Annotated in this window: 24 protein-coding genes; 17 read left to right on the top strand and 7 right to left on the bottom strand. The window is 67.1% G+C overall.

The window, feature by feature from the left end:
* Nucleotides 1–69: 69 nt before the first annotated feature.
* Nucleotides 70–786, top strand: coding sequence for an MBL fold metallo-hydrolase (locus tag ACO07K_RS27780; protein WP_422033658.1), 717 nt, complete (start codon nt 70–72; stop codon nt 784–786).
* A gap of 89 nt (nt 787–875) precedes the next feature.
* On the opposite strand, the gene ACO07K_RS27775 is transcribed toward ACO07K_RS27780, so the two are convergent.
* Entirely contained in the window at nt 876–2,057 is a 1,182-nt protein-coding gene (locus ACO07K_RS27775) for a Shedu immune nuclease family protein (protein WP_422033657.1), read from the bottom strand.
* Nucleotides 2,058–2,264: 207 nt separating this feature from the next.
* Entirely contained in the window at nt 2,265–2,810 is a 546-nt protein-coding gene (locus tag ACO07K_RS27770; protein ID WP_422033656.1) for a hypothetical protein, read from the bottom strand.
* Between the two features lie 350 nt (nt 2,811–3,160).
* Here ACO07K_RS27770 and ACO07K_RS27765 point away from each other — a divergent pair, with 350 nt between their 5' ends.
* From ACO07K_RS27765 to ACO07K_RS27725, 9 genes are all read left to right on the top strand, one after another.
* Complete coding sequence (locus tag ACO07K_RS27765) at nt 3,161–4,126, top strand: aldo/keto reductase (RefSeq protein ID WP_422033655.1); 966 nt, start codon at nt 3,161–3,163, stop codon at nt 4,124–4,126.
* A gap of 201 nt (nt 4,127–4,327) precedes the next feature.
* Complete coding sequence (locus ACO07K_RS27760; protein WP_422033654.1) at nt 4,328–5,041, top strand: GntR family transcriptional regulator; 714 nt, start codon at nt 4,328–4,330, stop codon at nt 5,039–5,041.
* A 314-nt stretch (nt 5,042–5,355) separates the two neighbouring features.
* On the top strand, nt 5,356–6,588 hold the full coding sequence (locus ACO07K_RS27755; protein ID WP_422033653.1) for an aromatic ring-hydroxylating oxygenase subunit alpha: 1,233 nt from the start codon (nt 5,356–5,358) through the stop codon (nt 6,586–6,588).
* A 26-nt stretch (nt 6,589–6,614) separates the two neighbouring features.
* Nucleotides 6,615–7,787, top strand: a complete 1,173-nt coding sequence (locus ACO07K_RS27750) for a Rieske 2Fe-2S domain-containing protein (protein WP_422033652.1) — start codon at nt 6,615–6,617, stop codon at nt 7,785–7,787.
* Between the two features lie 35 nt (nt 7,788–7,822).
* On the top strand, nt 7,823–8,923 hold the full coding sequence (locus ACO07K_RS27745) for an ABC transporter substrate-binding protein (RefSeq protein ID WP_422033651.1): 1,101 nt from the start codon (nt 7,823–7,825) through the stop codon (nt 8,921–8,923).
* A gap of 5 nt (nt 8,924–8,928) precedes the next feature.
* On the top strand, nt 8,929–9,798 hold the full coding sequence (locus ACO07K_RS27740; RefSeq protein WP_422033650.1) for an ABC transporter ATP-binding protein: 870 nt from the start codon (nt 8,929–8,931) through the stop codon (nt 9,796–9,798).
* Nucleotides 9,799–9,820: 22 nt separating this feature from the next.
* Nucleotides 9,821–10,573, top strand: a complete 753-nt coding sequence (locus ACO07K_RS27735) for an ABC transporter permease (RefSeq protein WP_422033649.1) — start codon at nt 9,821–9,823, stop codon at nt 10,571–10,573.
* Nucleotides 10,570–11,415, top strand: coding sequence for an ABC transporter permease (locus tag ACO07K_RS27730; RefSeq protein ID WP_422033648.1), 846 nt, complete (start codon nt 10,570–10,572; stop codon nt 11,413–11,415). Before ACO07K_RS27735 ends, ACO07K_RS27730 begins: the two co-directional genes overlap by 4 nt.
* Nucleotides 11,416–11,431: 16 nt before the next feature.
* Nucleotides 11,432–11,830 (top strand): globin family protein, encoded by a 399-nt coding sequence (locus ACO07K_RS27725; protein WP_422033647.1) that lies wholly within the window; start codon nt 11,432–11,434, stop codon nt 11,828–11,830.
* A gap of 11 nt (nt 11,831–11,841) precedes the next feature.
* Here ACO07K_RS27725 and ACO07K_RS27720 read toward each other — a convergent pair whose 3' ends face one another.
* Together ACO07K_RS27720 and ACO07K_RS27715 are read right to left on the bottom strand one after the other, a co-directional pair.
* The gene (locus ACO07K_RS27720) at nt 11,842–12,270 is read right to left on the bottom strand and encodes a VOC family protein (protein ID WP_422033646.1); all 429 of its coding nucleotides are present in this window, start codon (nt 12,268–12,270) and stop codon (nt 11,842–11,844) included.
* 53 nt (nt 12,271–12,323) lie between these two features.
* Complete coding sequence (locus ACO07K_RS27715; RefSeq protein WP_422033645.1) at nt 12,324–12,515, bottom strand: hypothetical protein; 192 nt, start codon at nt 12,513–12,515, stop codon at nt 12,324–12,326.
* 88 nt (nt 12,516–12,603) lie between these two features.
* Here ACO07K_RS27715 and ACO07K_RS27710 point away from each other — a divergent pair, with 88 nt between their 5' ends.
* The gene (locus ACO07K_RS27710; protein ID WP_422033644.1) at nt 12,604–13,068 is read left to right on the top strand and encodes an SRPBCC family protein; all 465 of its coding nucleotides are present in this window, start codon (nt 12,604–12,606) and stop codon (nt 13,066–13,068) included.
* A 279-nt stretch (nt 13,069–13,347) separates the two neighbouring features.
* The gene (locus tag ACO07K_RS27705) at nt 13,348–13,965 is read left to right on the top strand and encodes a hypothetical protein (RefSeq protein ID WP_422033643.1); all 618 of its coding nucleotides are present in this window, start codon (nt 13,348–13,350) and stop codon (nt 13,963–13,965) included.
* Nucleotide 13,966: 1 nt separating this feature from the next.
* On the opposite strand, the gene queE is transcribed toward ACO07K_RS27705, so the two are convergent.
* Entirely contained in the window at nt 13,967–14,692 is a 726-nt protein-coding gene (queE, locus tag ACO07K_RS27700) for a 7-carboxy-7-deazaguanine synthase QueE (protein ID WP_422033642.1), read from the bottom strand.
* Nucleotides 14,689–15,216, bottom strand: coding sequence for a 6-pyruvoyl trahydropterin synthase family protein (locus tag ACO07K_RS27695; protein ID WP_422033641.1), 528 nt, complete (start codon nt 15,214–15,216; stop codon nt 14,689–14,691). The genes queE and ACO07K_RS27695 overlap by 4 nt, the downstream gene beginning before the upstream one ends.
* A gap of 234 nt (nt 15,217–15,450) precedes the next feature.
* Here ACO07K_RS27695 and ACO07K_RS27690 point away from each other — a divergent pair, with 234 nt between their 5' ends.
* Complete coding sequence (locus tag ACO07K_RS27690; protein WP_422033640.1) at nt 15,451–16,158, top strand: ribonuclease activity regulator RraA; 708 nt, start codon at nt 15,451–15,453, stop codon at nt 16,156–16,158.
* A 14-nt stretch (nt 16,159–16,172) separates the two neighbouring features.
* Here the strand turns inward: ACO07K_RS27690 and ACO07K_RS27685 are convergent, their stop codons facing one another.
* Nucleotides 16,173–17,558: an adenylate/guanylate cyclase domain-containing protein gene (locus ACO07K_RS27685; protein ID WP_422036714.1), complete on the bottom strand. Its 1,386-nt coding sequence runs from the start codon at nt 17,556–17,558 to the stop codon at nt 16,173–16,175.
* 171 nt (nt 17,559–17,729) lie between these two features.
* On the opposite strand from ACO07K_RS27685, the gene ACO07K_RS27680 reads away from it, so the two are divergent.
* The 4 genes from ACO07K_RS27680 (at nt 17,730) to ggt (ending at nt 22,182) form a co-directional block, all read left to right on the top strand.
* Complete coding sequence (locus ACO07K_RS27680) at nt 17,730–18,302, top strand: glutathione peroxidase (protein WP_422033639.1); 573 nt, start codon at nt 17,730–17,732, stop codon at nt 18,300–18,302.
* Nucleotides 18,303–18,717: 415 nt separating this feature from the next.
* Complete coding sequence (locus tag ACO07K_RS27675; protein ID WP_422033638.1) at nt 18,718–19,875, top strand: phytanoyl-CoA dioxygenase family protein; 1,158 nt, start codon at nt 18,718–18,720, stop codon at nt 19,873–19,875.
* 4 nt (nt 19,876–19,879) lie between these two features.
* Complete coding sequence (locus tag ACO07K_RS27670; RefSeq protein WP_422033637.1) at nt 19,880–20,320, top strand: hypothetical protein; 441 nt, start codon at nt 19,880–19,882, stop codon at nt 20,318–20,320.
* Between the two features lie 176 nt (nt 20,321–20,496).
* Nucleotides 20,497–22,182, top strand: a complete 1,686-nt coding sequence (gene ggt / locus ACO07K_RS27665; protein ID WP_422033636.1) for a gamma-glutamyltransferase — start codon at nt 20,497–20,499, stop codon at nt 22,180–22,182.
* The last annotated feature ends 8 nt before the right edge of the window (nt 22,183–22,190 follow it).

Below are 22,190 nucleotides of genomic sequence, written 5' to 3'. Positions count from 1 at the left end.
CGTTTATTTCGTTTGTTTCGATTATTCGCCTGACTTCGACTTTCCAACGACCCGCCACAGGAGCCCGCGATGAAAACCACCGTCGCCGAGATCGCGCCCAGCATCTACCGGCTCTCGACCTTCGTGAACGCGGTCGGACCGACCGGCTTCACCTTCAACCAGTTCCTGATCGACGCCGACGAGCCGCTGCTCTTCCACTACGGCCAGCGCAGCCTCTTCCCGCTGATCGTCGACGCGGTGAAGAGCGTGATCCCGCTCTCGAAGCTGCGCTGGACGACCTGCTCCCATGTCGAGGGCGACGAAAGCGGCGCGCTCAACCAGTGGCTCGCCGCCGCGCCCAACGCCCAGCCGGCGCACGGCCTGACCGGCTGCAACATCTGGCTCGCCGACATGGCCGACCGCCCGCCGCGCGTGCTCCTGGACAACGAGGGGCTCGACCTCGGCGGCAAGCGGGTGCGCTGGCTCGACACGCCGCACGTGCCGCACAACTGGGACGCCGGCCTGATCTACGAGGAGACGACCGGCACGCTGTTCAGCAGCGACCTCTTCACCCAGACCGGCCCCGCCGATCCCACCACCGAAAGCGACATCGTCGCCCCCGCCATCGCGGTCGCCGAGCGCCTGCCCTTCATGCCGCCGACCCCGATGGCCGAGCCGACGCTACGCCGCCTGGCCGCGCTGATGCCGACGACGATCGCGCTGATGCACGGACCGACGTTCAAGGGCGATGGGGCGGCGGCGCTGGAGGGGTTGGCGGGTCATTACGGAAAGCAAGAAGAATACTGAGTGACGACGGCCGAATTATAAGTGCTCTAAGCGGCCAATCCTGTGTCGAGGCAAGATCGGGTTCACAGCTCCCACCAATGCCAGACTAGCTAGAACGGAATATCGTCGGCACCGTTATCCCGGCCATCCATCTCATCGAGATCTACCTGGCCGTGTTCGACGATGAATCGAGCGCGCTCCAGAAGCTCATCGAACGTGATGACCTCCGGCCTCCAAGTATTGCGCCGATACAGTTCAAATGATCGAAACTTGTCAACGTTCACTCGCTCCTGGAACATGAACTGATCAAGGTTGCCGACAACCAGTACTGACTTTGGCTCGAATACGAACAAATCCTGCCCGGTCGGATTGCCTTCGGCATCGGTAGGCTGCAAGCGTTGGCGACGAAATTGCTCTGCAGCACTATTAACCGTGTTCTGAACTTGCGCGACCGCGCCTGCTAGCTCGGCCGAAGGCGCCCACGATCCGGAGCGATAAGGCTTGGACTGCAGAAGGGGCGTACCCGGGAGCTTGATCTCGACGAAACACAGAGAGCCAATCCGACCACGGGTTTTCATCAGGCCGTCCGCGCGCTTCCCTGCCCCTGTGACATCGGCCCCGCGGACGATGGTCTCCAGAGTTCGGCCATCCAGCCCGCTCAGGAACTGATACGAAAGACCATATCCAAATATCCACCTATTGCGCTCAAAGAATGCCTGCCACTGCGCCTCTGTAGCCCTACCCTCCTCAATCATCCGCTCAAACGCTTTCATCTGCGTCCGGCGATAGCCAACCGCGATGAGGTCCTCGGACAGATCCTCGCTCTCCGCAATCTTCCGGGCGAGATCCGGCCGCTTGGTAATCAGCTGGTGAAGCTGTGCATTGTTCAGCATGAATTCGGCAAGATCAGCGTCGCTGATATAGGACTTCGCCCCTTGCGAATCGAGTGGCACTGTATTGATGCCCGCGAAGAATCGCTTGAGGGCATCGATCTGACTTCCAACAAACGCGAAACGATCCCTTTTGTGCGGCTCGTTCTCCTTGCTGAATCTCTGGATCACCAGACGCTTGATCCCGCGATCCGTCTCAACCACGGTCGCGCGAACTTCGCTTCGATCTCTGGGGCCCTGCTGCAGGACGATTTCGTCCTCAACCCGGGCGAATGCTACCGAGTCTTGTCCTTCGCTAGTCTTATAGAAATAGCGAAGCGGATCGGAAGTGCCGAACCGCTTGCTCACATAATTTCGAGAAGGAACCCGCCCCCAGAAATACTTCCGCTCGTCGTCTTCCATGTGGTGCCCCAAGCAGACTCGAACTTCTCGGCGTTATACTAAAGTATGCCGCTTCACCTTCAGAAAGTGCAGCAAAAGCACGCCTTGATGGGCAAGAACATGCGCCGCGCTTGTCGTCCGTCTTCAGAGACACGCGCTAGATTCGGCTGCTCAAGACCGGATAGCGAGTTAGCTTCAGACCCACTAACCGAGTCACAATCTTCTGTCTCATTTCAGGTCCTTCTTCTTTGGTCGCCAATATTCAAGATCCAAATGCACCCGCGCTATGCCTTTGCCTTGGGCAACCTCACGGGCAACTTCTTGGTAATAAGCGTTGATTCTCCGATCGACCGCCTTCACCGACTTAAAGCCGTTCAGTGTCGCTGCTTCGTCTTCCAATCTCTCAGCGACATGACTGTCCAAAGGAACCTCCAGCAGGTACTCGACTCGACTTAAATTGTAGTGATCTCGCAACATGAAATTATATGTCGCACCTCGAAGAAATATGTTCAGGCACTTTCGAGCTACACCCCAAGGAAGCTTCCCATTTTTTAGACCGCGCTTCTGAAAAGCGTGAGTCTGATGGTCCAGCCATTTGGGAAACTCTGCCGGTTTAACTTTTGCAAATGATGCTAGGTCAAAAGCAGCCAAGTAATCTCGTATTTGCTGAATAGAACCAGCTGGAACCATTTTACGTATGGTGCTGGCGCCGATGGAAATGCTTGCCGTACGCCTTTGCATATCGCTCAGCAATTGTTTCTCAACCGAATTCATATGCTTGCCTCATAGTCGCGCTTATTTGGCTGTCGTTTGGCTCAGATTGCCGAAATGGCTTGATTCAGTTTGCGGCGAAGATCTTTCCAGCCCAGCCACAAACACCAGAAACGCCCAAAAGGAGCAGAAATGGAACTTTAATCTACTATTTGGCGAATGGAGATGAATTTGGGGGGGGGGGGGGGGGGAGGGCTTAGTGCACGCGCAACTGCGCAACCAGCCGTTCACGCCATTAGGTGTATTTGCGACCGCCCGGAAATGCCGTTTCCGTTCTGCAGCCCATGGAGCGATGCTGGAGGGAGAGCCGACGAGCACCGATATTCGTCACCAAGCACAGGCAGGAGCACCCCATGCAATACCACCCCCTCGGGAACACCGGCCTCACCGTCTCCGTCGCCGGGCTCGGTTGCGGCGGCAACAGCCGGCTCGGGCTGGGGCGCGGGGCGAGTTTCGACGAGTGCGTGGGGGTCGCGCGGGCGGCGATCGATCTGGGGGTCAACTTCCTCGACACGGCCGAGGTCTACGGGACCGAGGAGATCGTGGGCGCGGCGGTGAAAGCCTATGACCGCGACAGGCTGGTGATCTCGACCAAGGCGCTGTTCAAGACCGACGACACGGCGGAGACGGTGACTGAGAAGGTCGAGGCGTCGCTGAAGCGGCTCGGGCTCGACCATGTCGACGTCTTCCATTTCCACGCGGTCGGTCCCGCCGCCTACGAGCATCATCGCGACGTGCTGGCGCCGGCGCTGCTGCGGCTCAAGGAGCAGGGCAAGGTGCGCCATGTCGGCCTCACCGAGACAGGGCCGCGCGATCCCGAGCAGGCGATGCTGGCGCGCGCCGTTGAGGAGGCGCCGTGGGAGGTCATCATGCTGGCCTACAGCCTGGTGAACCAGGGCGCGCGCACCAAGGTGTTCCCGGTGACGGTTCGGCGCGGCATCGGCACCTTGCTGATGTTCGTCGTGCGCAACATCTTCAGCAACGACGCCTACCGCCGCGCCGTGTTCGCCAAGCTGGTCGAGGACGGGCGGCTCGAGGCGTCGGTGCTGTCCCAGGGCAGCGCGGACGGCGACCCGCTCGCCTTCCTCGTCGCCGAGGGCGGCGCGGCGAGCATCACCGATGCGGCCTATCGCTATGCGCGCCACGAGAAGGGCGCCGACGTCATCCTGTTCGGCACCGGCAACCGGGCGCATGTGAAGGCCAACATCGACTCGATCCTGCGGCCGCCTCTGCCCGCCCCGGTGATCGAGCGGCTGCACCGGACCTTCGGGCACCTGAGCGGCGTCGGGCTCGACCTGCCGGGGCCGGTGAAGGCTTAGGCCCGGTAAGATTTTTTTCCGTCGTCTCGACCGGAGCGCGCAGCGCGGAGCGGAGAGACCTTCGCTCCACGAAAAGCCGGCCAATCGTTGAGAGAAGGTCTCTCCACTCCGCCTCGCTGCGCGAGGCTCCGGTCGAGACGACGGGTGGGATTGATGGCGCGGCTCTTGCTTCACGGTTCCTGGACTGTGGGGTTGGGTGGAATGATCGGGCATCGCGACGTGCCAGCCGGATCGGACCGTGGCGTCGGGGACGCGCATTCCCTCGGCGAGGCGATGCTGTTGCGCCTGCGCGCCGACATCCTCAGCACCGACCTCGCCCCCGGCTCCAAGCTCGCGCTCCATCACCTGGCCCGGCAGTACGGCATCGGCATCACGCCGCTGCGCGACGCGCTGGGCCAGCTGGCGGGCGACGGGCTGGTCGTCATGGAAAGCCAGAAGGGCTTTCGCGTCGCGCCGGTCTCGCGCGAGGATCTTCGCGACATCTGCGACATACGCCTGCGCGCCGAGCTGATGGCGCTCGATCTCGCCTTCGACCGCGCCGACGCCGACTGGGACCGGCGCATGAAGGTGGCGCACGCGGCGTTCATCCATAACAAGGCGCGGGTCGGCGAGAACACGCCGATCACCGCCGCGTGGGAGGAGGCGCATCGCGAGCTGCACATGACGCTGCTCTCGGCCTGCGCCTCGCCGACCCTGATGCGGATCTGCTGCCAGATCCACGACCGCATCCACCGCTATCGCCGCATCGCGCTGCCGACCAAGTCCTACATGGGTGGCATCAGCGACGATCACTTCGAGATCAGCAAGGCCGCCCATCGGCGCGATCGCGAAAGCTGCAAGGCGCTGCTGCAACGCCACCTCGTCGAGTCGAACCGGCTGATCGAGGAGAACATCAGCTTCGCGGCGGAGACCTAGAGGAGCAAGGGAAAGGTCCCTCGCTGCGCTCGGGATGACAATGGGTTTGGGATTGGCGCCGTGCGTCGATGAGGAAAAAGCTGTCATCCCGAACGCAGTGAGGGACCTTTGAGTCAAAGGCGACACCCCGCCCCCTCCAATACCGTCCCGTTCCCGCGCCACCCTGCCCGCACTTCGAAGAATCTATAGATTCTGCCGCCGCGTCTGAGACGCGAATCGCCTGCAATCCCGTGCAATCAGCACTTATCCGCGCTGGCACAGCTTCTGCACCTCTGAGGATGAGACGCCGTTGCGACGCCCCATCGAGGATGCAGATGCAGTATTCGGAACTCTCCCCCACCATACGCAAGATCCTCGAGGCGCTGCCCGATCCGGTCGCGCACGAGGCCGCCGCGCCGATGCTGCCGCGCGAGTGCTACACCTCGCCCGAGTTCTTCGAGTTCGAGCGCACGGTCGTCTTCCCGCGCTCCTGGGTCTGCGTCGGCCGCGAGGAGCAGATCCCCAAGGCGGGCGACTTCCTGGCGCCGAAGATCGGCATCGAGCCGCTGCTGGTGGTGCGCCGCGGCGACGGGACCATCGGCGCCATGAGCGCGATCTGCCGGCATCGCGGCCTCGTCATCGCGACCGAGGCCGGCTCGACCGGCCGCGCCTTCCGCTGTCCGCTGCACTACTGGACCTTCGACCTGCACGGCAACTTCATGGGCGCGCCCTATCTCGAGAGCCGCGAGGACCATGAATGCCTGCGCGAGAACTCGAAGCTGCCCGAGGTGCGGCTGGAGAACTGGCACGGCTTCCTGTTCGTCAATCTCGATCCCGACGCCGCGCCGCTGGCGCCCAGCCTCGCCAAGGTCGAGCCCTTCTGGGCGAACTACGAGGACGCCGATCTGGTCGCCGTGCCGCCGACGCCCGGCGACACGCCGCTGCCGTGGAACTGGAAGGTCCACGCCGAGAATTTCACCGACGCCTATCATCCCGAGTTCGTCCATCGCGGCACGCACGACTTCGCACCCAGCGTCCATGACGAGGGCGGCGTCGTGTTCACGCCGATGAGCGGCACCGACAATGCGATCGTGCGCACGGTGCCGCTGATGCAGGCCGATGGCGGCATGACCGATGCCGGCTGGGGCCCCGAGGCTGCCTTCCCGGCGATCGAGACGCTGTCGCCCGAGCAGCGCAAGCGGCTCACCTTCGTGCTGATCCCGCCCAGCATGACGATCATCTTCGCGCCGGGCGCGGTCGCCTATCAGCTGATCACGCCGGTCGGGGCCGAGGCGACGCTGGCCTCCAACGACCGCGTCACGGCCGGCGGCTGGCTGCTGCCGCGCTCGACCCGCGAGCGCAACGACTTCGCCGACCGCGCCGCCACGGTGCGCGAAGGCGCCAAGAAGATCTGGCTGCAGGACATCCCGGTCAATCTCGGCATCCAGGCCGGCAAGAAGTCGCGCTTCACGCCCGACGACGCCCACTACGTGCCGCTCGAGACGACCCTGATCCAGTTCAACGCCTGGCTGCTGCGCGCCTATCGCGCCGCCGTCCCGTCCCCCTGAGTGCGGAGGTCGTCATGAATGCTCCGATGTCGACTCCCATTGCGAACCCGGACGTCTACGCCCGGACCGGACTGCCCGAGACCGGCCTGCGCAACTACTGGTACCCGGTTCTCGCGGGCTGGCGCCTGGGCAAAAAACCCAAGGCGGTAAAGATCCTCAACGAGGACATCGTGCTGTTCCGCGATGCCGGCAAGATCCACGCGCTGCAGGATCGCTGCCCGCATCGCGGCGCCCAGCTCAGCCAGGGCAGCTGCATGTATCCCGGCAGCGGCACGCTGACCTGCCCCTATCACGGCTGGACGTTCTCCGGCGAAACCGGAGGCTGCGTCGCCAAGCTGATGGAGGGGCCGGAGACCGTCATCCCGCCGGGCACCGGCGTGAAGACCTATCCGGTGAAGGAGCATCTCGGCGTCATCTGGCTGTTCGTCGGCGACATGGAGGCCGTGCCGCTGTCGGACGACCAGCCCGAATGCCTCGCCGAGGACAAGGAATGGCACGGCTTCTCGACGTGGCGCACCTATCACTGCAACTGGCGCGTCCTGAAGGACAATCTCTGCCACGACCTGCACGCGCCGTTCCTGCACCGGAACGCGCCCGAGCTGATCCTGCAGCCGGTCTTCCCGCACGCCGTACAGCTCGCCGCCGAGCCGACGTCCGACGGGCGCGGCATCGGCTACAGAGCACGCGGCGGCATCAACAAGGCGGACTATCCGGGGCTCGGCCAGTTCCCGCCGGCCCGCGAGAGCTGGTACCGCCGCCTGAAGCCCACGGGGCGCGGCAAGGACATCGATCCCACCAAGTCCCCGGCGGTCGTGAAGTACGGCTACCTGCACCGCCAGAGCTCGCTGCTGCCCGGCATCACGCTGATCGGCCGGCCGAGCGGCAACTACTTCATGTGCCGTTGGGTGGTGCCGATCGATGAGAAGACGACGCTCTTCTACACGTTCAGCCGCTACCGCCGGCAGGGCGCGGTCGCGACGATGCTGCAGAAGCTGCAATGGATCTTCTGGCTGTCGTGGACGCACGACTGGCTGTTCTCCGACCAGGACAAGCGCGTGCTGGAGAAGGTGAAGACCCAGCGCGAGACCCTGTCGCGCACCGATGCCGGCGTCTCGGCCTGGCGGCGCTTCGTTGCCGAGCATGCGCGACGTCCGCCGTCATCCGATCACCAGGCCGCCCATCGCGCCGCCGCCGAATAGCCCGCCAGCCCCGATACGCCAGAGGAGACCGATCCATGTCCAGCAGACCGACCCTCACCCGCCGCGGCGCGCTCAAGGCCACCGCCGGCGCCGCCGCCCTCGCCTCGGGCCTTGCCACGCCGTTCATTGCGAAGGCCGCGACCGACCTCACCTTCACGCTGCCCTGGCTGGCCGAAGGCAGCAACCTGATCGCCTACGTCGCCAAGTCCCAGGGCTTCTGGGCCAAGCACGGGCTCAACGTCACCGTGTCGCGCGGCTTCGGCTCGACGCCCGCCGCCGAGGCGATCGGCGCCGGCAAGTTCGACTTCGGCATGTCGGTCGCGACCTCGGGCATCGAGATCACGGCCAAGGGCCTGCCGCTCGTGCAGCTCGCCACCACCGGCTACGACGCCACCATGTGCATCGCGGTGCTGGAGGATTCGCCCATCCGCACGCCCAAGGACCTCGAAGGCAAGACGATCGCCTCGGTCGTGACCTCGGGCGACTATCCGTTCCGGCCGATCTTCCTGAAGCGTGCCGGCGTCGACGAGTCGAAGATCAAGCCGGTTCTGGTCGATCCCAAGGTCCGCGAGCGGCTGCTGCTCGACAAGAAGGTCGATGCGCTCTCGGGCTTCGCCATCAGCATGGCGCCGATCCTCTACGCCGCCGGCCAGAAGCCGCGCTTCATGCTCTACAGCAAGTACGACCTGCCGCTCTACCACAACGTCCTGATGACCCAGCCGGCGCGCCTCGCCAAGGATCCCGGCCAGTGCGAGGCGATGGTCAACGGCCTCGTCGAGGCGATGAAGTTCACGCTGCTCGATCCGCAGGCCGCGCAGGACATCTTCCTCAAGGCGGTGCCCGAGATGGCGATGGTGGCGCAGGCCAAGGAGCGCCTGTGGGTCGGCCTCGGCATCTGGATGTACCAGGCGATGTACGCGCCGGCCCGCACCCACGGGCTGGGCTACGGCGATCCCAAGGACTACGCCACGATGATCGACCTGGTGATGCAGAACATCGCGACCGATCCCAAGGACAAGAAGCCCGAACTCGACGCGATCCTGACCAACCGCTTCACGGGCAAGCTGAAGCTCAGCGATGCCGAGTGGGCGAAGGCGGAGTCCGCCGTGACGGAGTTCAAGGCCGTCCTGAGCTGAGGCCGATGGACTCGCTCGCCCTGCCCTTCGCCGCGGCCGCCGGCACGGACTGCGGATTCATCCAGGTCCGCCAGGCGCGCAAGGTCTACGCCTCGGGCGACAAGTCGGTCGAGGCGCTGAGCGACGTCAGCTTCGACGTCGCCAAGGGCGAGTTCATCGCCATCCTGGGGCCGAGCGGCTGCGGCAAGAGCACCCTGCTGATGATGTGCGGCGGGCTGGAAACGGTGACCGGCGGCACCATCGAGGTCGCCGGCCGCCCGATGACCGGCCCCCGGACCAGCATCGGCATCATGTTCCAGGACCCGACCCTGCTGCCGTGGAAGACGGTGCTGCAGAACGTGATGTTCCCGGCGCACATCCTGGGCAAGCCGGACGCCGAGTATCGCGACCGGGCGCAGCGGCTGGTCGAGATGGTCGGGCTGCACGGCTTCGAGAACAAGCGGCCGCACGAATTGAGCGGCGGCATGCGCCAGCGGGTCGCGATCTGCCGCGCGCTGCTGAACGATCCCGACATCCTGCTGATGGACGAACCGTTCAGCGCGCTCGACGCCATCACGCGCGACGAGATGAACGAGGCGCTGCTCGACATCTGGCGCGCGTACGGCAAGACCGCCCTGTTCGTCACCCATTCGATCCGCGAGGCCGTGCTGCTGGCCGACCGCGTGCTGGTGATGACGCGGCGGCCGGCCACGGTCGTGGCCGACATCCGCGTGCCGTTCGGCCGGCCGCGCGACATCTCCGTCACCGAGACGCCCGAGTTCGCCCGCCTGTGCAGCGAGCTGCGCGGCATGATCGAGCATGGCGGCGCCCGGCGCGACCGCCGGCCCGGCGACGGGCCGGTGCTGCAGCCCGGCCGCCACGGGGGTGAAGCATGAGCCGCCCGGGAATGAGCCGTCGATGAACGACCGCACCCTCTCGATCGTCCTGCCGCTGGCCAGTGCGGTGGCGATCGCGGTGGCGTGGCAGGTCACGGTGCGGGTGGCCGGCATCCGCGAACTCATCCTGCCGGCGCCGACCGAGATCTTCGAGACGCTGCTCCGCACCCTGCCGTCTCTCCTTCACCAGGCCGTGGTGACCGGCCGCGAGGCGCTGGCGGCATTCCTGCTGGCGATCGTGGCGGGCTTCACCGGCGCCGCCCTGATCAGCAGCTCGCGGATCCTGCGCGAGATCCTCTACCCGTTCATCGTGACCCTGCAGCTCGTGCCGAAGGTGGCGCTGGCGCCGCTGTTCGTGATCTTCCTCGGCATCGACCACGAGGCGCGCATCACCTTCGCGGCGCTGCTGAGCTTCTTCCCCGTGCTGATCTCCACGTCGGTCGGCCTGCACGACACGGACCTCAGCGCCCTGCGCCTCTGCCGCTCGCTGGGCGCCTCGTCATGGCGGACCTTCTGGTCGGTGCGCGTGCCCTTCGCCCTGCCGCATTTCTTCAGCGGCGTGCGCATCAGCTCGACCATGGCCGTGACCGGCGTCGTCATCGCCGAGTTCATCAGCGCCAAGGAAGGGCTGGGCTTCGCCATCCTGGCGGCCGGTGCGCGCTCGCAGACCGCCGCGGCCTTCGCCGCCATCGGCGTGCTCTGCCTGCTGGGCCTCGCCCTCTACGGCGCCGTGGCCGGCCTCGAGAGACTGGCGATCCGCTGGTACCGCGGATGACCGCGCTGCCTTTCGCCGCCGACGCAGCCCTCGACTCCGCGCCCGCCGCGGGACGCCGGTGGCTGCGCTGGACGAGGCTGCGACCGATCGCGCTGCCGCTGTCGCTGCTCGCGGTCTGGCTCGCCGCCTGGCAGGCCGGCGTCGAGCGGTTCCCGCAGATGCGCTCGCTGCTCTCCTCGCCCTCCGACATCGGCGCGATCCTGGGCACCAGCATGCCGCTCCTGTTGCCGCAGCTCCTGTCGACGGCGCGCGAGGCGGTGATGGGCTTCGCGCTCGCCGCCGTGATCGGCGTGGCGCTGGGCGCGGCGCTCACTCTGTCGCGCCGGCTCGAACAGGCGCTGTTCCCGCATCTCGTCCTGTTCCAGATCGTGCCGAAGATCGCGCTCGCGCCGCTGTTCGTCATCTGGTTCGGGGTCGGCAGCGAATCGCGCCTGGTCTTCGCGCTGTTCCTCGCCTTCTTCCCGATCGCCGCCGCCACGGCGGGCGGCCTCGCGCGCACCCGGCCCGAGGCGCTGCGCCTCTGCGCCGCGCTGACCGCCAGCCGCTGGCGCACCTTCGTCTCGGTGCGCGTGCCCTTCGCGATCCCGTCGCTGTTCGCGGGGCTGAAGATGGGCATGACCATGGCCCTGATCGGCACGATCGTGGGCGAGTTCGTCACCGGCCAGCAGGGCCTCGGCTACATCATCATGTTCGCCGCCGCCAACGCCGACAGCGCGCTCACCTTTGCGGCGCTCGGCCTGCTCTGCCTCGTGGGTCTTTCCGTCTACGGCGCCGTCCTGCTGGCCGAGGCCGCCGCCCAGCGCTGGTACGGCGCTCCTTTCGTAACCGAAGGCTTCACGTGAACGGGGGACTCCGCCGATGACACCGCAGCAGATCGAACTGGTGCAGACGAGCTTCGAGAAGGTCGTGCCGATCGCCGGCGCCGCCGCCGACCTGTTCTATGGCCGCCTGTTCGAGATCGCGCCCGAGGTGCGGCCGATGTTCCCGCAGGACATGACGCAGCAGAAGGCCAAGCTGATGACGATGCTGGGCACCGCCGTCACCAACCTGCACAGGCTCGACGAGATCCTGCCGGCCGTGAAGGCGCTGGGCGAGCGCCACAAGGGTTACGGCGTGACGACGGCGCACTATGCGCCGGTCGGCGCAGCGCTCCTGTGGACTCTCGAACAAGGCCTCGGCCCCGACTTCACGCCCGAGGTGAAGGACGCCTGGACCGAGACCTACACCGCCCTGGCCGGGGTGATGACGGCGGCCTGAGCCGGCTCCCCTCACCCGGGGAAATACACGACCTCGAGCTTGATTCCGTCGGGATCGGCCAGGAACACCGCATGGTAGCCGGCGCCGTACTGCGGATAGTCGGCCGGCGGATCGAGGATGCGGGCGCCCTGCTGCTTCATCAGCGCATGCGCAGCCGCGACGTCGGCCCGGTCGGCGGCGCGGAAGGCCAGGTGATGCAGGCCGGCGCTGGTGCGGTCGTGCGGGCGGTCCGAGCGGGCCGCGCGCAGGGCGACGCCGGCGAGCAGCCAGCCCTCGGGCGCCAGGTCCCAGACATGCAGCTCCGGCTCCTGCTTCACCCGGCGATAGCCCAGGAAGGAGAGCAGCGCGTCGTAGAACGGCGCCGAACGCCCGAGATCGCGCACGGTGAGATCGATGTGGTGCACGATGCCACGTATGGGGCCGCGTAGGGGGCCGCGCATGGGGTCCTCCGTTCAGGGGAGCCCACTCAAAGGCCCATCGGCCTCGAAGTTCCTCAGTCCTCGTCGCGAATGACGAAGCGGGCCTGCCGCACTTCCTCGACCGACCAGCCGTCGGCCTGCATCCGGGCGCGGGCGCGGTCGACGTAATCCTGGTCGAAGATGGGAGCGTTCACGAAGCCCAGTGCGATCGAATAGGAGCGAAGATATTCGTCGCGCAGGAAGACGTCGATGAGCTTGGTCGGCACGACGGAACTAATGCCAGCCAATAGTGAACCTATTTTGAAGGCCGCCGCCGCGCGGGGGAGACTGCGCGCCCCAGAGAGGATCAGACCCATGTCGACCGAGTCCACGACCGAGACCGGAACCGTCCGCCTGCACCGCGTGCTGACCGCCCCGCCCGAGCGCATCTACCGCGCCTTCCTCGACGCCGACGCCATGGCCAAGTGGCTGCCGCCGCACGGCTTCACCGGCCGCGTCCACGAAATGGACGCGCGCGAGGGCGGCGGCTACCGCATGACCTTCACCAACTTCTCGTCGGGCAACAGCCATTCCTTCGGCGGCACCTTCGTCGAGCTGGTGCCCAACGAGCGCATCCGCCACACCGACAAATTCGACGATCCCAACCTGCCCGGCGAGATGCAGACCACCATCACCCTGCGCAAGGTGATGGTCGGCACCGAGATCGAGATCGTGCAGGAGGGCATCCCCGCCGTGATCCCGACCGAGGCCTGTTATCTCGGCTGGCAGGAATCGCTGACCCTGCTGGCGCAGCTGGTGCAGCCGGAAATTCCGGGGTGAGTTAAAGGTCCCTCGCTGCGCTCGGGATGACAATGGGTGTCGGGATCGGCGCAGTGCGTGGGATGCACCAAATGCTGTCATCCCGAGCGCAGCGAGGGACCTTTCGCTTCCTACACCCCGCGCTCGTTGCCCCAGGCCAGCACATGCAGTTGCGGCAGCACGGTCGCATCGAACCAGCGGTCCTGGCCGACCCGGTCGACCCGCCAGCGGAAGCGGGGAAGGTGTTGCGGGGGTGGAGCGCCTTCGATTTGCCGGCATCGCCCTCGCCAATGGAGGGCCATGGGAGAATTCTGGGGAAGTCTGGCCCTCGTTCCAGTGATGATCGTGCTGGGAGTGTTCGTCCTCGCGATCGGGTCGTGCACGCTCGCGCTGGGTATCGCGGCATCTCGTGCCGGTTCGAAGGCAGAGCCCTTCCTTGCGACCTTTGACGAGGCCTTCTGCGAGGTCATTTCCTCCGCAGCGAATCCGACCTCCATCGGATTGCAGGGACGCTTCGAGCGATTGGTCTCAGCGAGAAGCGACGACACGATCCGCTTCACGTCGCTGCCCGCTCACTGGAAGAACATCTGCCTGACGTCCGTCGAGAGCGACATCGCGCTGCCGGTCGGTGCGATGGGCGAAGGCGTACTTATCAATCTCCGCAGCTCGATCTGCTGGGGATGGATGCCCCACACGATAACGGTGTTCCTGATCGAGAACGTCAACGACATCTACCCGGTTCAGTTGAAGGTGTCTCAGCGGATCGGCCCGCAAGAGGTCCTGACCGACTACACCGACGTGCGGGTGCCGGCAGGATACAGCCTCTGCGCCGCGCGTGAGAAAGCCGTAGCCCGCTGCGTTGCCCCGTCCCCAAGCGCTACAGGCTGCATCTACCTGTTTCCGGCGCAAGCCCAATGACTCAAACCCCGCGCTCGTTGCCCCAGGCCAGCACGTGTAGTTGCGGCAGCACGGTCGCGGCGAACCAGCGGTCCTGGCCCGCTCGATCCACCAGCCAGCGGAAGCGGGCCATGAGGCCCTTCTGGTCGACGCCGTCGCGGCCGGCCGCGTTGGGTTCGCCGGGCGTGTGGTTGCCGACGGACAGAAACACCGGCAGCGACGGATGGCGCGCGGCGGCGGCGCGGGCGAAGGCGTAGTCGGCTTCGTCGAAGACCGCGACCTTGAGCACCGTGTGCGGCCCACCGGTTGCGGCGGCAAGGCAGGCGTCGAAGGCGCTCCAGTCGGTCGCCATGCCGGACGAAGGCGGCTTGGGCGAGAGCACGAGATGGTCGAGCGTGGCGAACCAGGCGGCGGCGACGCTGCCCTGGGTCTCCATCGCGAAGCGATGGCCGCGCGCATGACCCTGCTCGATCAGCGGCGCCAGCGGCTGGATCGCGGGATTGCCGCCCGAGATCGTCACCAGCACCGGCGTGCCGCCGGTCAGGTCATCGACTTGCGCGAGGATCGCCTCCGGCGTCAGCGGCCGCCAGTCGTGGCGGTATTCCGGCAGCACGGCGTAGAGCGTGTCGCACCAGGAGCAGCGATAGTCGCAGCCGCCGGTGCGCACGAAGACGGTAGGCTTGCCGATCAGCGCGCCCTCGCCCTGCACCGTGGGCCCGAAGATCTCGGAGATGCGGATCGTGCTCATGGCGCGAGATCGTTGATGCTGTCGTCGGCGCGGCTCCACCAGACGCCGCCTTCAGTCGCTGGCAGTACGTCGGCCGGATCGCCGGTGAGCGTCACCGCATTGGTCGGCGTTTCCTCGACCGTGAGCTCGACGCAGCGCAGACCGTTGCCGGCGGCGGCGAGGAAGGCGTTGAGCTTGGCCATCAGGCAGGCCGCCAGCATCTCCGTCGTCGGATCGCCCGGCGTCACCAGCAGGCGGCCGAGCCGCTGCGGCTCGTGCGCGCGGAACCAGTCGATCATCGGGTCGCGCGCGCCGAGCTGGAAGGCGTGGTCGACCTGGTCGTCGACGAAGCGGTGCCAGCGTGCCTTGGCGCGGTCGAACGGCACGACCATGTTGGCGCCGCCGTCGAGGCGCTGTGGCGCCACGGGGCGGAGTCGGGCGATCACCTGTTCGTTGTGACCGTGGGGAATGGCGCATTTGCCGGCGGGATCGGCGATCAGCCGGTGCGCCATGCTGTACCGCCGGGTGAAGACGAGGCTGAACATCAGCCGCGTGCGCCCGGCACTGGGACGATCATCTGGAACTCCTGTTTTGACCGGGTGGGTCTGCGACCGGGACGGCGCGGGGCGCCGACGGGTGGGTTTTAGCCCATCCGGCCGCCGGGGGAACCCGCCCCGGACGCGGCATGGTGGCCCCCCCTGCAAGGGTCCGTGTGGTGTCGGACAGGTCCCTCGCCTATTCTCCGCCCGATTTCAGAATCCCAGAGAAACGGAGACACCGTGCAGACGACGCCGCTTTCGAAAGAGCTCAAGGACACCCTGTCCAAGATCACCACGGCCAGCATCACGACGATCCTGCTGAAGAAGGGGCTGCGTAACGTCTGGATGCGCGGCACGCGGCCGATCAAGCCGGGCCAGGGCCGTCTCGTGGGGCGCGCCTTCACCCTGCGCTTCGTGCCGGCCCGCGAGGATCTGGCCACGCCGGCGAGCTGGTCGTCGCCGATCTCGACCCGCGCCGCCATCGAGGCGATGCAAGAGGGCGCGATCGTCGTGGCCGACGCGATGGGCGTCACCGATGCCGGCATCTTCGGCGACATCCTGTGCGCGCGCATGGTCAAGAAGAACGTCGCCGGCCTGATCACCGACGGCGTGGTGCGCGACATCGCGGGCGTGCTGGGCACCGGCCTGCCGGTCTGGTGCCAGGGCGCCGCGGCCCCGCCCTCGGTCGCCGGCCTCACCTTCGTGAGCTGGCAGGAGCCGATCGGCTGCGGCGGCGTGGCGGTGTTCCCCGACGACGTGGTGGTGGTCGACGATGACGGCGCGGTGCTGATCCCCCAGGCGCTAGTCGAGGCGGTCGCCCAGGAAGGCACCGAGCAGGAGCGGCTCGAAGGCTGGATCATGTCCGAGGTCGAGCGCGGCGTGGCCCTGCCCGGCCTCTATCCGCCCAACGACGAAGCCAAGGCGCGCTACGCCGCGACCAAGAAGTAGGCTGTCACGCCCGGCTAGGCGACCCAGACGTCGATCGGCGCCGCCCGCCCGCGCAGGCTGAGCGCCGGGACGCGCCGGAAGCCGCCGCCGGTCACGCCGCTGCCGGCAGCGTGACCGGCCCGCGACATCACCGCGTCGCTGGCGACGATGCGGCAGCCCAGCGCGCGGGTCGCGGACTCCAGCCGGCTCGCCACGTTCACCGTGTCGCCCAAGGTCGCGAATTCCAGCCGCCGCTCGGAGCCGATGTTGTCGAGAATCGCCGGCCCGAAATGGACGCCGACGGAGATGCTGAGCGGCGGCAGGCCGGCCGCCCCCAGCCCGGCATTGCCGGACGCGATGCCGTCCACGATGTCGCGGGCGGCGGCCAGCGCGTTGGTGCAGTCCGCGGGCGAGATCCGGGGCGTGCCGAAGGTCGCCATCACGCCGTCGCCCAGATATTTGTCCAGCGTGCCGCCGTTGGCGAAGATCGCCTGCTCGATGACGGCATGGCAGCGCCGAAGAAGCTCGATCACCGTCTCCGGCGTCTCGCGCTCGGCGAGCTGGGTGAAGCCCACGATGTCGGCGAACAATACCGCCACGTCCTGGGATCGCACCGCGCCGACGTCGCTGCTGGCGGCGGCCAGCTCGTCGACCATCGAGGGCGGGAAATAGCGCGAGAGGTTGGCGCGTTCCTCGGCAAGGCCCGCCTGGCGCATCAGCAGCGCGTTCGACCGCTGTCCGCGCAGCGCGAGGATCGCCGCCACCAGGAAGAAGATGACCACTTCCTGGGCGCGGAGCGACCAGACCACGGAGTTGGGATCGACGATGTCGCGCAGCCCGGGCAGGGCGGCGAAGGCGGCGGCGACCCGGGCGCCCAGCGCCGGGTCGGTCGTGCCGAACAGGACGACGCCCAGCACGGACAGAAGCCAGATCACGACGAAGGCGCTGCCCATGGTGAGGATCGTCCGCCACGAATAGGCGAGCGTCGCCAGCGCCAGGATGATGAAGAAGTAGGGGAAGGTCTCGAAACGATAGATCATCGCCGTCGGGAAGGCTTCGGCCGCGAAGGGATTGGGAACGGTCAGCGTCACCGCCAGCAGCACGAGGTCGGCCAGGATCAGCAGCAGCTCGATGCGCGAATGGCCCACCGCGGCATAACGCAGCTGCGCCCAGCCCAGCGCGATGAAGACCAGCAGCAGCCCGTGGAAATAGAGCACGCTCCAGCTCGCGTTCTGGAACGCGATCAGGACGCCGGTCGCCGCCAGCGCGACCGTGCGCGCCCAGGCGGCTATGCGCTGCCCTTCGAGCTTCTCGGTGCGCAGCGCCTCGGCGAGGAAGGGGTTCCGGGGCGAAGCGCGCCGTTCCTCTACGGTCTGGAAGCGCAGGCTGCGGACGAAATTGGCTAACCCGGACCACATCATCACGCCCCCATTTCGCGAACGCCACCGGGCCGCAGCATGGCGGGCCGCCGGCGGCCGGTACAGGGCCGCCGGGACGACGGACGGCGTCCTGTGCGATACCCTTGCCGCAAGGAGAGGGTCGATGACGTATTGGCGGGATCGCGCGAAAGCCACCGAGGCGGGTGGCCGTCCATGAAGGTGTTGCGCATGCTGGCCTTCGCCGTCGCGGGGGCGCTGCTGTCGGCCGCGGCCTGGTCGCAGGCCGGGCGTCAGCCGGTCGACTGGCCCACCGTGTCGCTCGAATCGATCGGCGGCGGGCCGCTGCCCACGCCTGCCTATGCCGGCAAGGTCGTGCTGCTGGTCAACACGGCGTCCCTGTGCGGCTTCACCGGCCAGTACAAGGGGCTGGAGGAATTGTGGCGGCGCTACAAGGACAAGGGCCTCGTCGTGCTGGGCGTGCCGTCGAACGATTTCGGCGGCCAGGAGCCCGGCAGCAACGACGAGATCAAGCGCTTCTGCGAGGCGAGCTTCGACGTCACCTTCCCGCTGGCCGACAAGCAGATCGTGACCGGCGCCAACGCCCATCCGCTCTATCGCTGGGCCGCGGCGCAGACCGGCACGCTCGGCACGCCGAGCTGGAACTTCCACAAGATCCTGATCGGCCGCGACGGACGGGTGATCGACTGGTTCACCGCCGTGAGCGGCACCGGCTCGAAGCTCGAACGCGCGATCGAGGCGGCGCTGGCTCGCCCCACCTCATCCTGAGAGGTTGACCGAAAATCAGCTGAATTGGTTCAAACAATTACCTCATCCTGAGGAGCGGCCGCAGGCCGCGTCTCGAAGGATGGGCAAAGGTCGAGCTCGCTGGAACCATGGACAATGAAGACGGAGCGCACGTCTACATGCTTCGCTGCCCCAGTAACCTCACCCTGAGGAACATCGCGCAGCGATGTGTCTCGAAGGGTGGGAATGCGCACCTTGCCTGTTGCCCATCCTTCGAGACGCGCCGCTTCGCGGCGCTCCTCAGGATGAGGTAAGTGTTTGAATCGCTTCAATTCATATCCGCTCAGCATGAGGGTGGAGTTTGAGCCGCAGAGCGGCCGCGTTGCGCGGCAGGGTTTGGCCGCAGGCGAAGGCCCGCGCTATCGTCGTCGCCTAAGAAAATAATGGAGACGTCCTGATGGCGATGGCCGAAGCCGCAGCCCCCCTTTCCGCCCATGACCATGCAAAGGTGATGGCCGAGTACAGCCGCGCCGGCGAAGCGCGGGCGCTGGGCAATCGCGGGCCGATCCGGCTCGACGCGAACGGCCGGCTGGCCCAGGACATTCTCGACGCCTACTGGACGCACGGCTTCTACGTCTTCGAGGGCGTGGCGAGCCCCGAGGAGCTGGCCGAGCTGCGCGCCGACGTCGATGCGATCCTCGAGCGTGCGCCGGTCGAGCCCGGCGCCGCGGTCGACCGCAACGGCCGCCCCGCGTTTGGCGAGGGCGTGCTGAAGCCGCCCTATCGCTGGGCCAAGCCGTTGAGCGATCCGCTCGGCGGCACCAGCAAGAACAACGGCCGCCATCCGGTGGCGATGAGCCAGCCGACCCTGGCCGCCGACGCGCCCGCCTGGACCGTCGAGCTGCTCGACGGCAACCTCTACCTGATGAACGCCGCGTTCCGGCTGTACGGCCATCCCGGCCTGCTGGCCGCCGCCGCATCGATCCTCGGCGAGGATTTCGTGCCCTACAACGAGGTGACCTTCATCAAGGAAGCCGGCCTCGGCCCCTCGGTCGCCTGGCACCAGGACGGCACGACCCATTGGGACGCCGCCGACTGGGACATGGGCGCCCACGGCTTCAACTTCATGACCCAGCTCTATCCCAGCACGGCGGGCAACTGCGTCTGGGTGCTGCCGGGCAGCCACCGCCACGGCAAGGCCGACATCGCTAAGCTGGTGGCCGAGAGCGGCTCCGACCGGATCGCGGGCGCGGTGCCGATGCTGGCCGGCGCCGGCGACACGATCGTCACCAACCGCCAGCTGCTGCACGGCTCCTTCGCCAACTCCTCGCCCGACCGCCGCGTGACGCTCAACGCCGGCTTCTTTCCGCGCAAGCGCGTGCTGGGCGTCACGACGAAGCGCCTGACCGGCGAGGTCGTGACCTACGACGCCGAGCGCATCGACCAGCGGCTGCGCATCCTGCTGCTGGCGATCGACGCGCGCCGCCAGCGCTTCCCGCAGGAGAAGAGCCATGTCTATCGCCCGCTGGCCGACCGCCAGGAGGAGAACCGCTGGAGCGAGGCGATGCGCGACTCGGTGCTGAAGAACTACAATCAGCTCGACATGTTCATCTGACCGGATGAGGGTCGGTCTCGTCCTGCTGCTCGCGATCGCCGCCTTTCCGGCGAAGGCGCAGGACGCCGAGACCCTGACCAGCGACGACGATCTGACCGCCTACTGCCTGGGCGTGAACCGCCAGCTCGCCGAGCGCTTCCGCCAGATGCAGCTCTGGGGCTGCGGCAAGGCGGCGGCGATGGAATGGTGCCGCCAGGCCAAGGCCTCGGCGCCCGAGGCGATGCGGGCGCGCGAGCGGCTGGTCATCCGCTTCGCCAACGAGCTGACCCGCAAGGGCCTTTTGGACATCGAGCGCCCTCCCGACTCCCGCGCCCGCCTCACCCAGATCGTGGCCGACGGCTCGACCGACGCCGCCGCCTGCTTCAACCCCAAGGGCGACCGCGACGAGCCCGCCTGCGAACGGCTGCAGCGTTGCGCGGAAGCCGAGCAGCGTGTGGGGCAGTAAAGGTCCCTCACTCCGTTCGGGATGACAATTTTGTCGGGAATTGCGCAGTGCGCCGATCACGCAAACGATGTCATCCCGAACGGAGTGAGGGACCTTTCACCTTCCACGAGATGGTGGGTGGGTAGCCGCCGCCTGAACCGCATGCGAGATTTCACCGACATTCAGCGAGGACACGGATGACCAAGTCGACATGGCGCGAGCGCGCGGGCACGCAATTCACCTGCGAGAAGCAGCCGGCGCACGGGCCCGCGGGCATGGCGGTCTCCAACCATCCGCTGGCCTCGGCCGCGGGCCTGGAAATGCTGGCGGCCGGCGGCAATGCGGTCGACGCCGCCGTCGCCATGCAGTTCGCGCTGACCGTGGTCGAGCCGATGATGGTCGGGCTGATCGGCGGCACGACCTGCCACATCCGCCTGGCCGACGGCAGCCATCGCATCCTCGACGGCATGAGCGCCGTGCCGCAGAGGGGCCATCCCGACATGTACAGACCGGTGCCCGGCGCCGCGCCCGAAGTCTACGACGTCGAGGGGCAGGAGAACCTGGTCGGGCCGAAATCGGTCGCGACGCCGGGCTCGCTGCGCGCCTGGTGCCTCGCGCTGGAGCGCTTCGGCACGATGAGTCTCGCCGACGTGATGGCGCCCGCGATCCGCCACGCCGCGCGCGGCTTCGCGGTGACGCCCTATCTCTCGGACTGCATCAAGGACGCCGGCGCCGACCTTTCGAAGGACAGACTCGCCGCCGCCCTGCTCCTGCCCAATGGCACGCCGCTGAAGGCGGGCGAGCGGCTGGTGCAGGCGCAATATGCCGAGGCGCTGACCCTGGTCTCGCAGCAGGGCGAGAAGGCGCTGCATGGCGGGCCGCTGGGCGACCTCCTCGTGGAGTGCATGGAGAAGACCGGCGGCTTCGTGCGCCGCGACGACCTCACCGGCTACAAGGTCGAAGAGCGCGCGCCGATCCGCGGCCACTATCGCGGCTGGGAGATCCTGGGCCCGCCGCCGCCCGCCGCCTCGGGCGTGCACATCGCCCAGATGCTGAACATCCTCGAAGCCTACGACATCGCGAAGATGGGCTTCGGCACGGTCGACACGCTGCACCTGCTGGCCGAAGTGCTGAAGATCGCCTTCGCCGACCGCGCCGAGGCGAGCGGTGATCCGGACTTCGTGAAGGTGCCGGTCGAACGCATCGTGAGCCGCGACTATGCCGACCAGCGCCGCAAGCTGCTGGACATCGCCCGCGCCACGCAATGGACGGGTGGGCTGCAGGCGGCGGAAGGCCAGGACACGACACATCTCACCGTGGCCGACGGCAAGGGCAACGTGGTCAGCACGACGCAGACCATCAACAGCCTGTTCGGCGCGCGCTTCATCGTGCCCGGCACCGGCATGATCCCCAACAACTACATGAACAACTACGACCCGCGCCGCGGCAATGCGCTCTCGATCGCGCCGGGCAAGCGGGTCACCACCTCGATGTCGCCGATGATGGCGCTCCGGGACGGCAAGGTGCGCTATGCGCTGGGCCTGCCCGGCGGCCGCAAGATCTTCCCCTCGGCGCTGCAGGCCCTGCTCAACCTGATCGACCACGGCATGGAACTTCAGGAAGCCGTCGAAGCGCCGCGCATCTGGACCGAGGGTCCCGTCCTGGAAGTCGAGCACGGCATCCCCGCCCCGGTGCGCCAGGGCCTCGAAGCCCGCGGCCACACGCTCAAGATCATGCCGACCGTGGCCGGCGGCATGAACGCCATCCAGTTTCATGACGACGGCACCATGACCGGCGCCGCCTGCTGGCGCGCGGATGGCACCGCGGCGGCGCTCGGGGGTGGCTTGGCAAGAGCGGGGGTGAGGTTCGTGTTGCCGGGGTGAAGACAAAG

The organism is Reyranella sp. (genome assembly GCF_965228225.1).
In the GTDB taxonomy this organism is placed as follows: Bacteria; Pseudomonadota; Alphaproteobacteria; order Reyranellales; family Reyranellaceae; genus Reyranella.
Note: the sequence above shows the minus strand (reverse complement) of the source record. Positions and strands in the feature narration are given on the sequence as shown.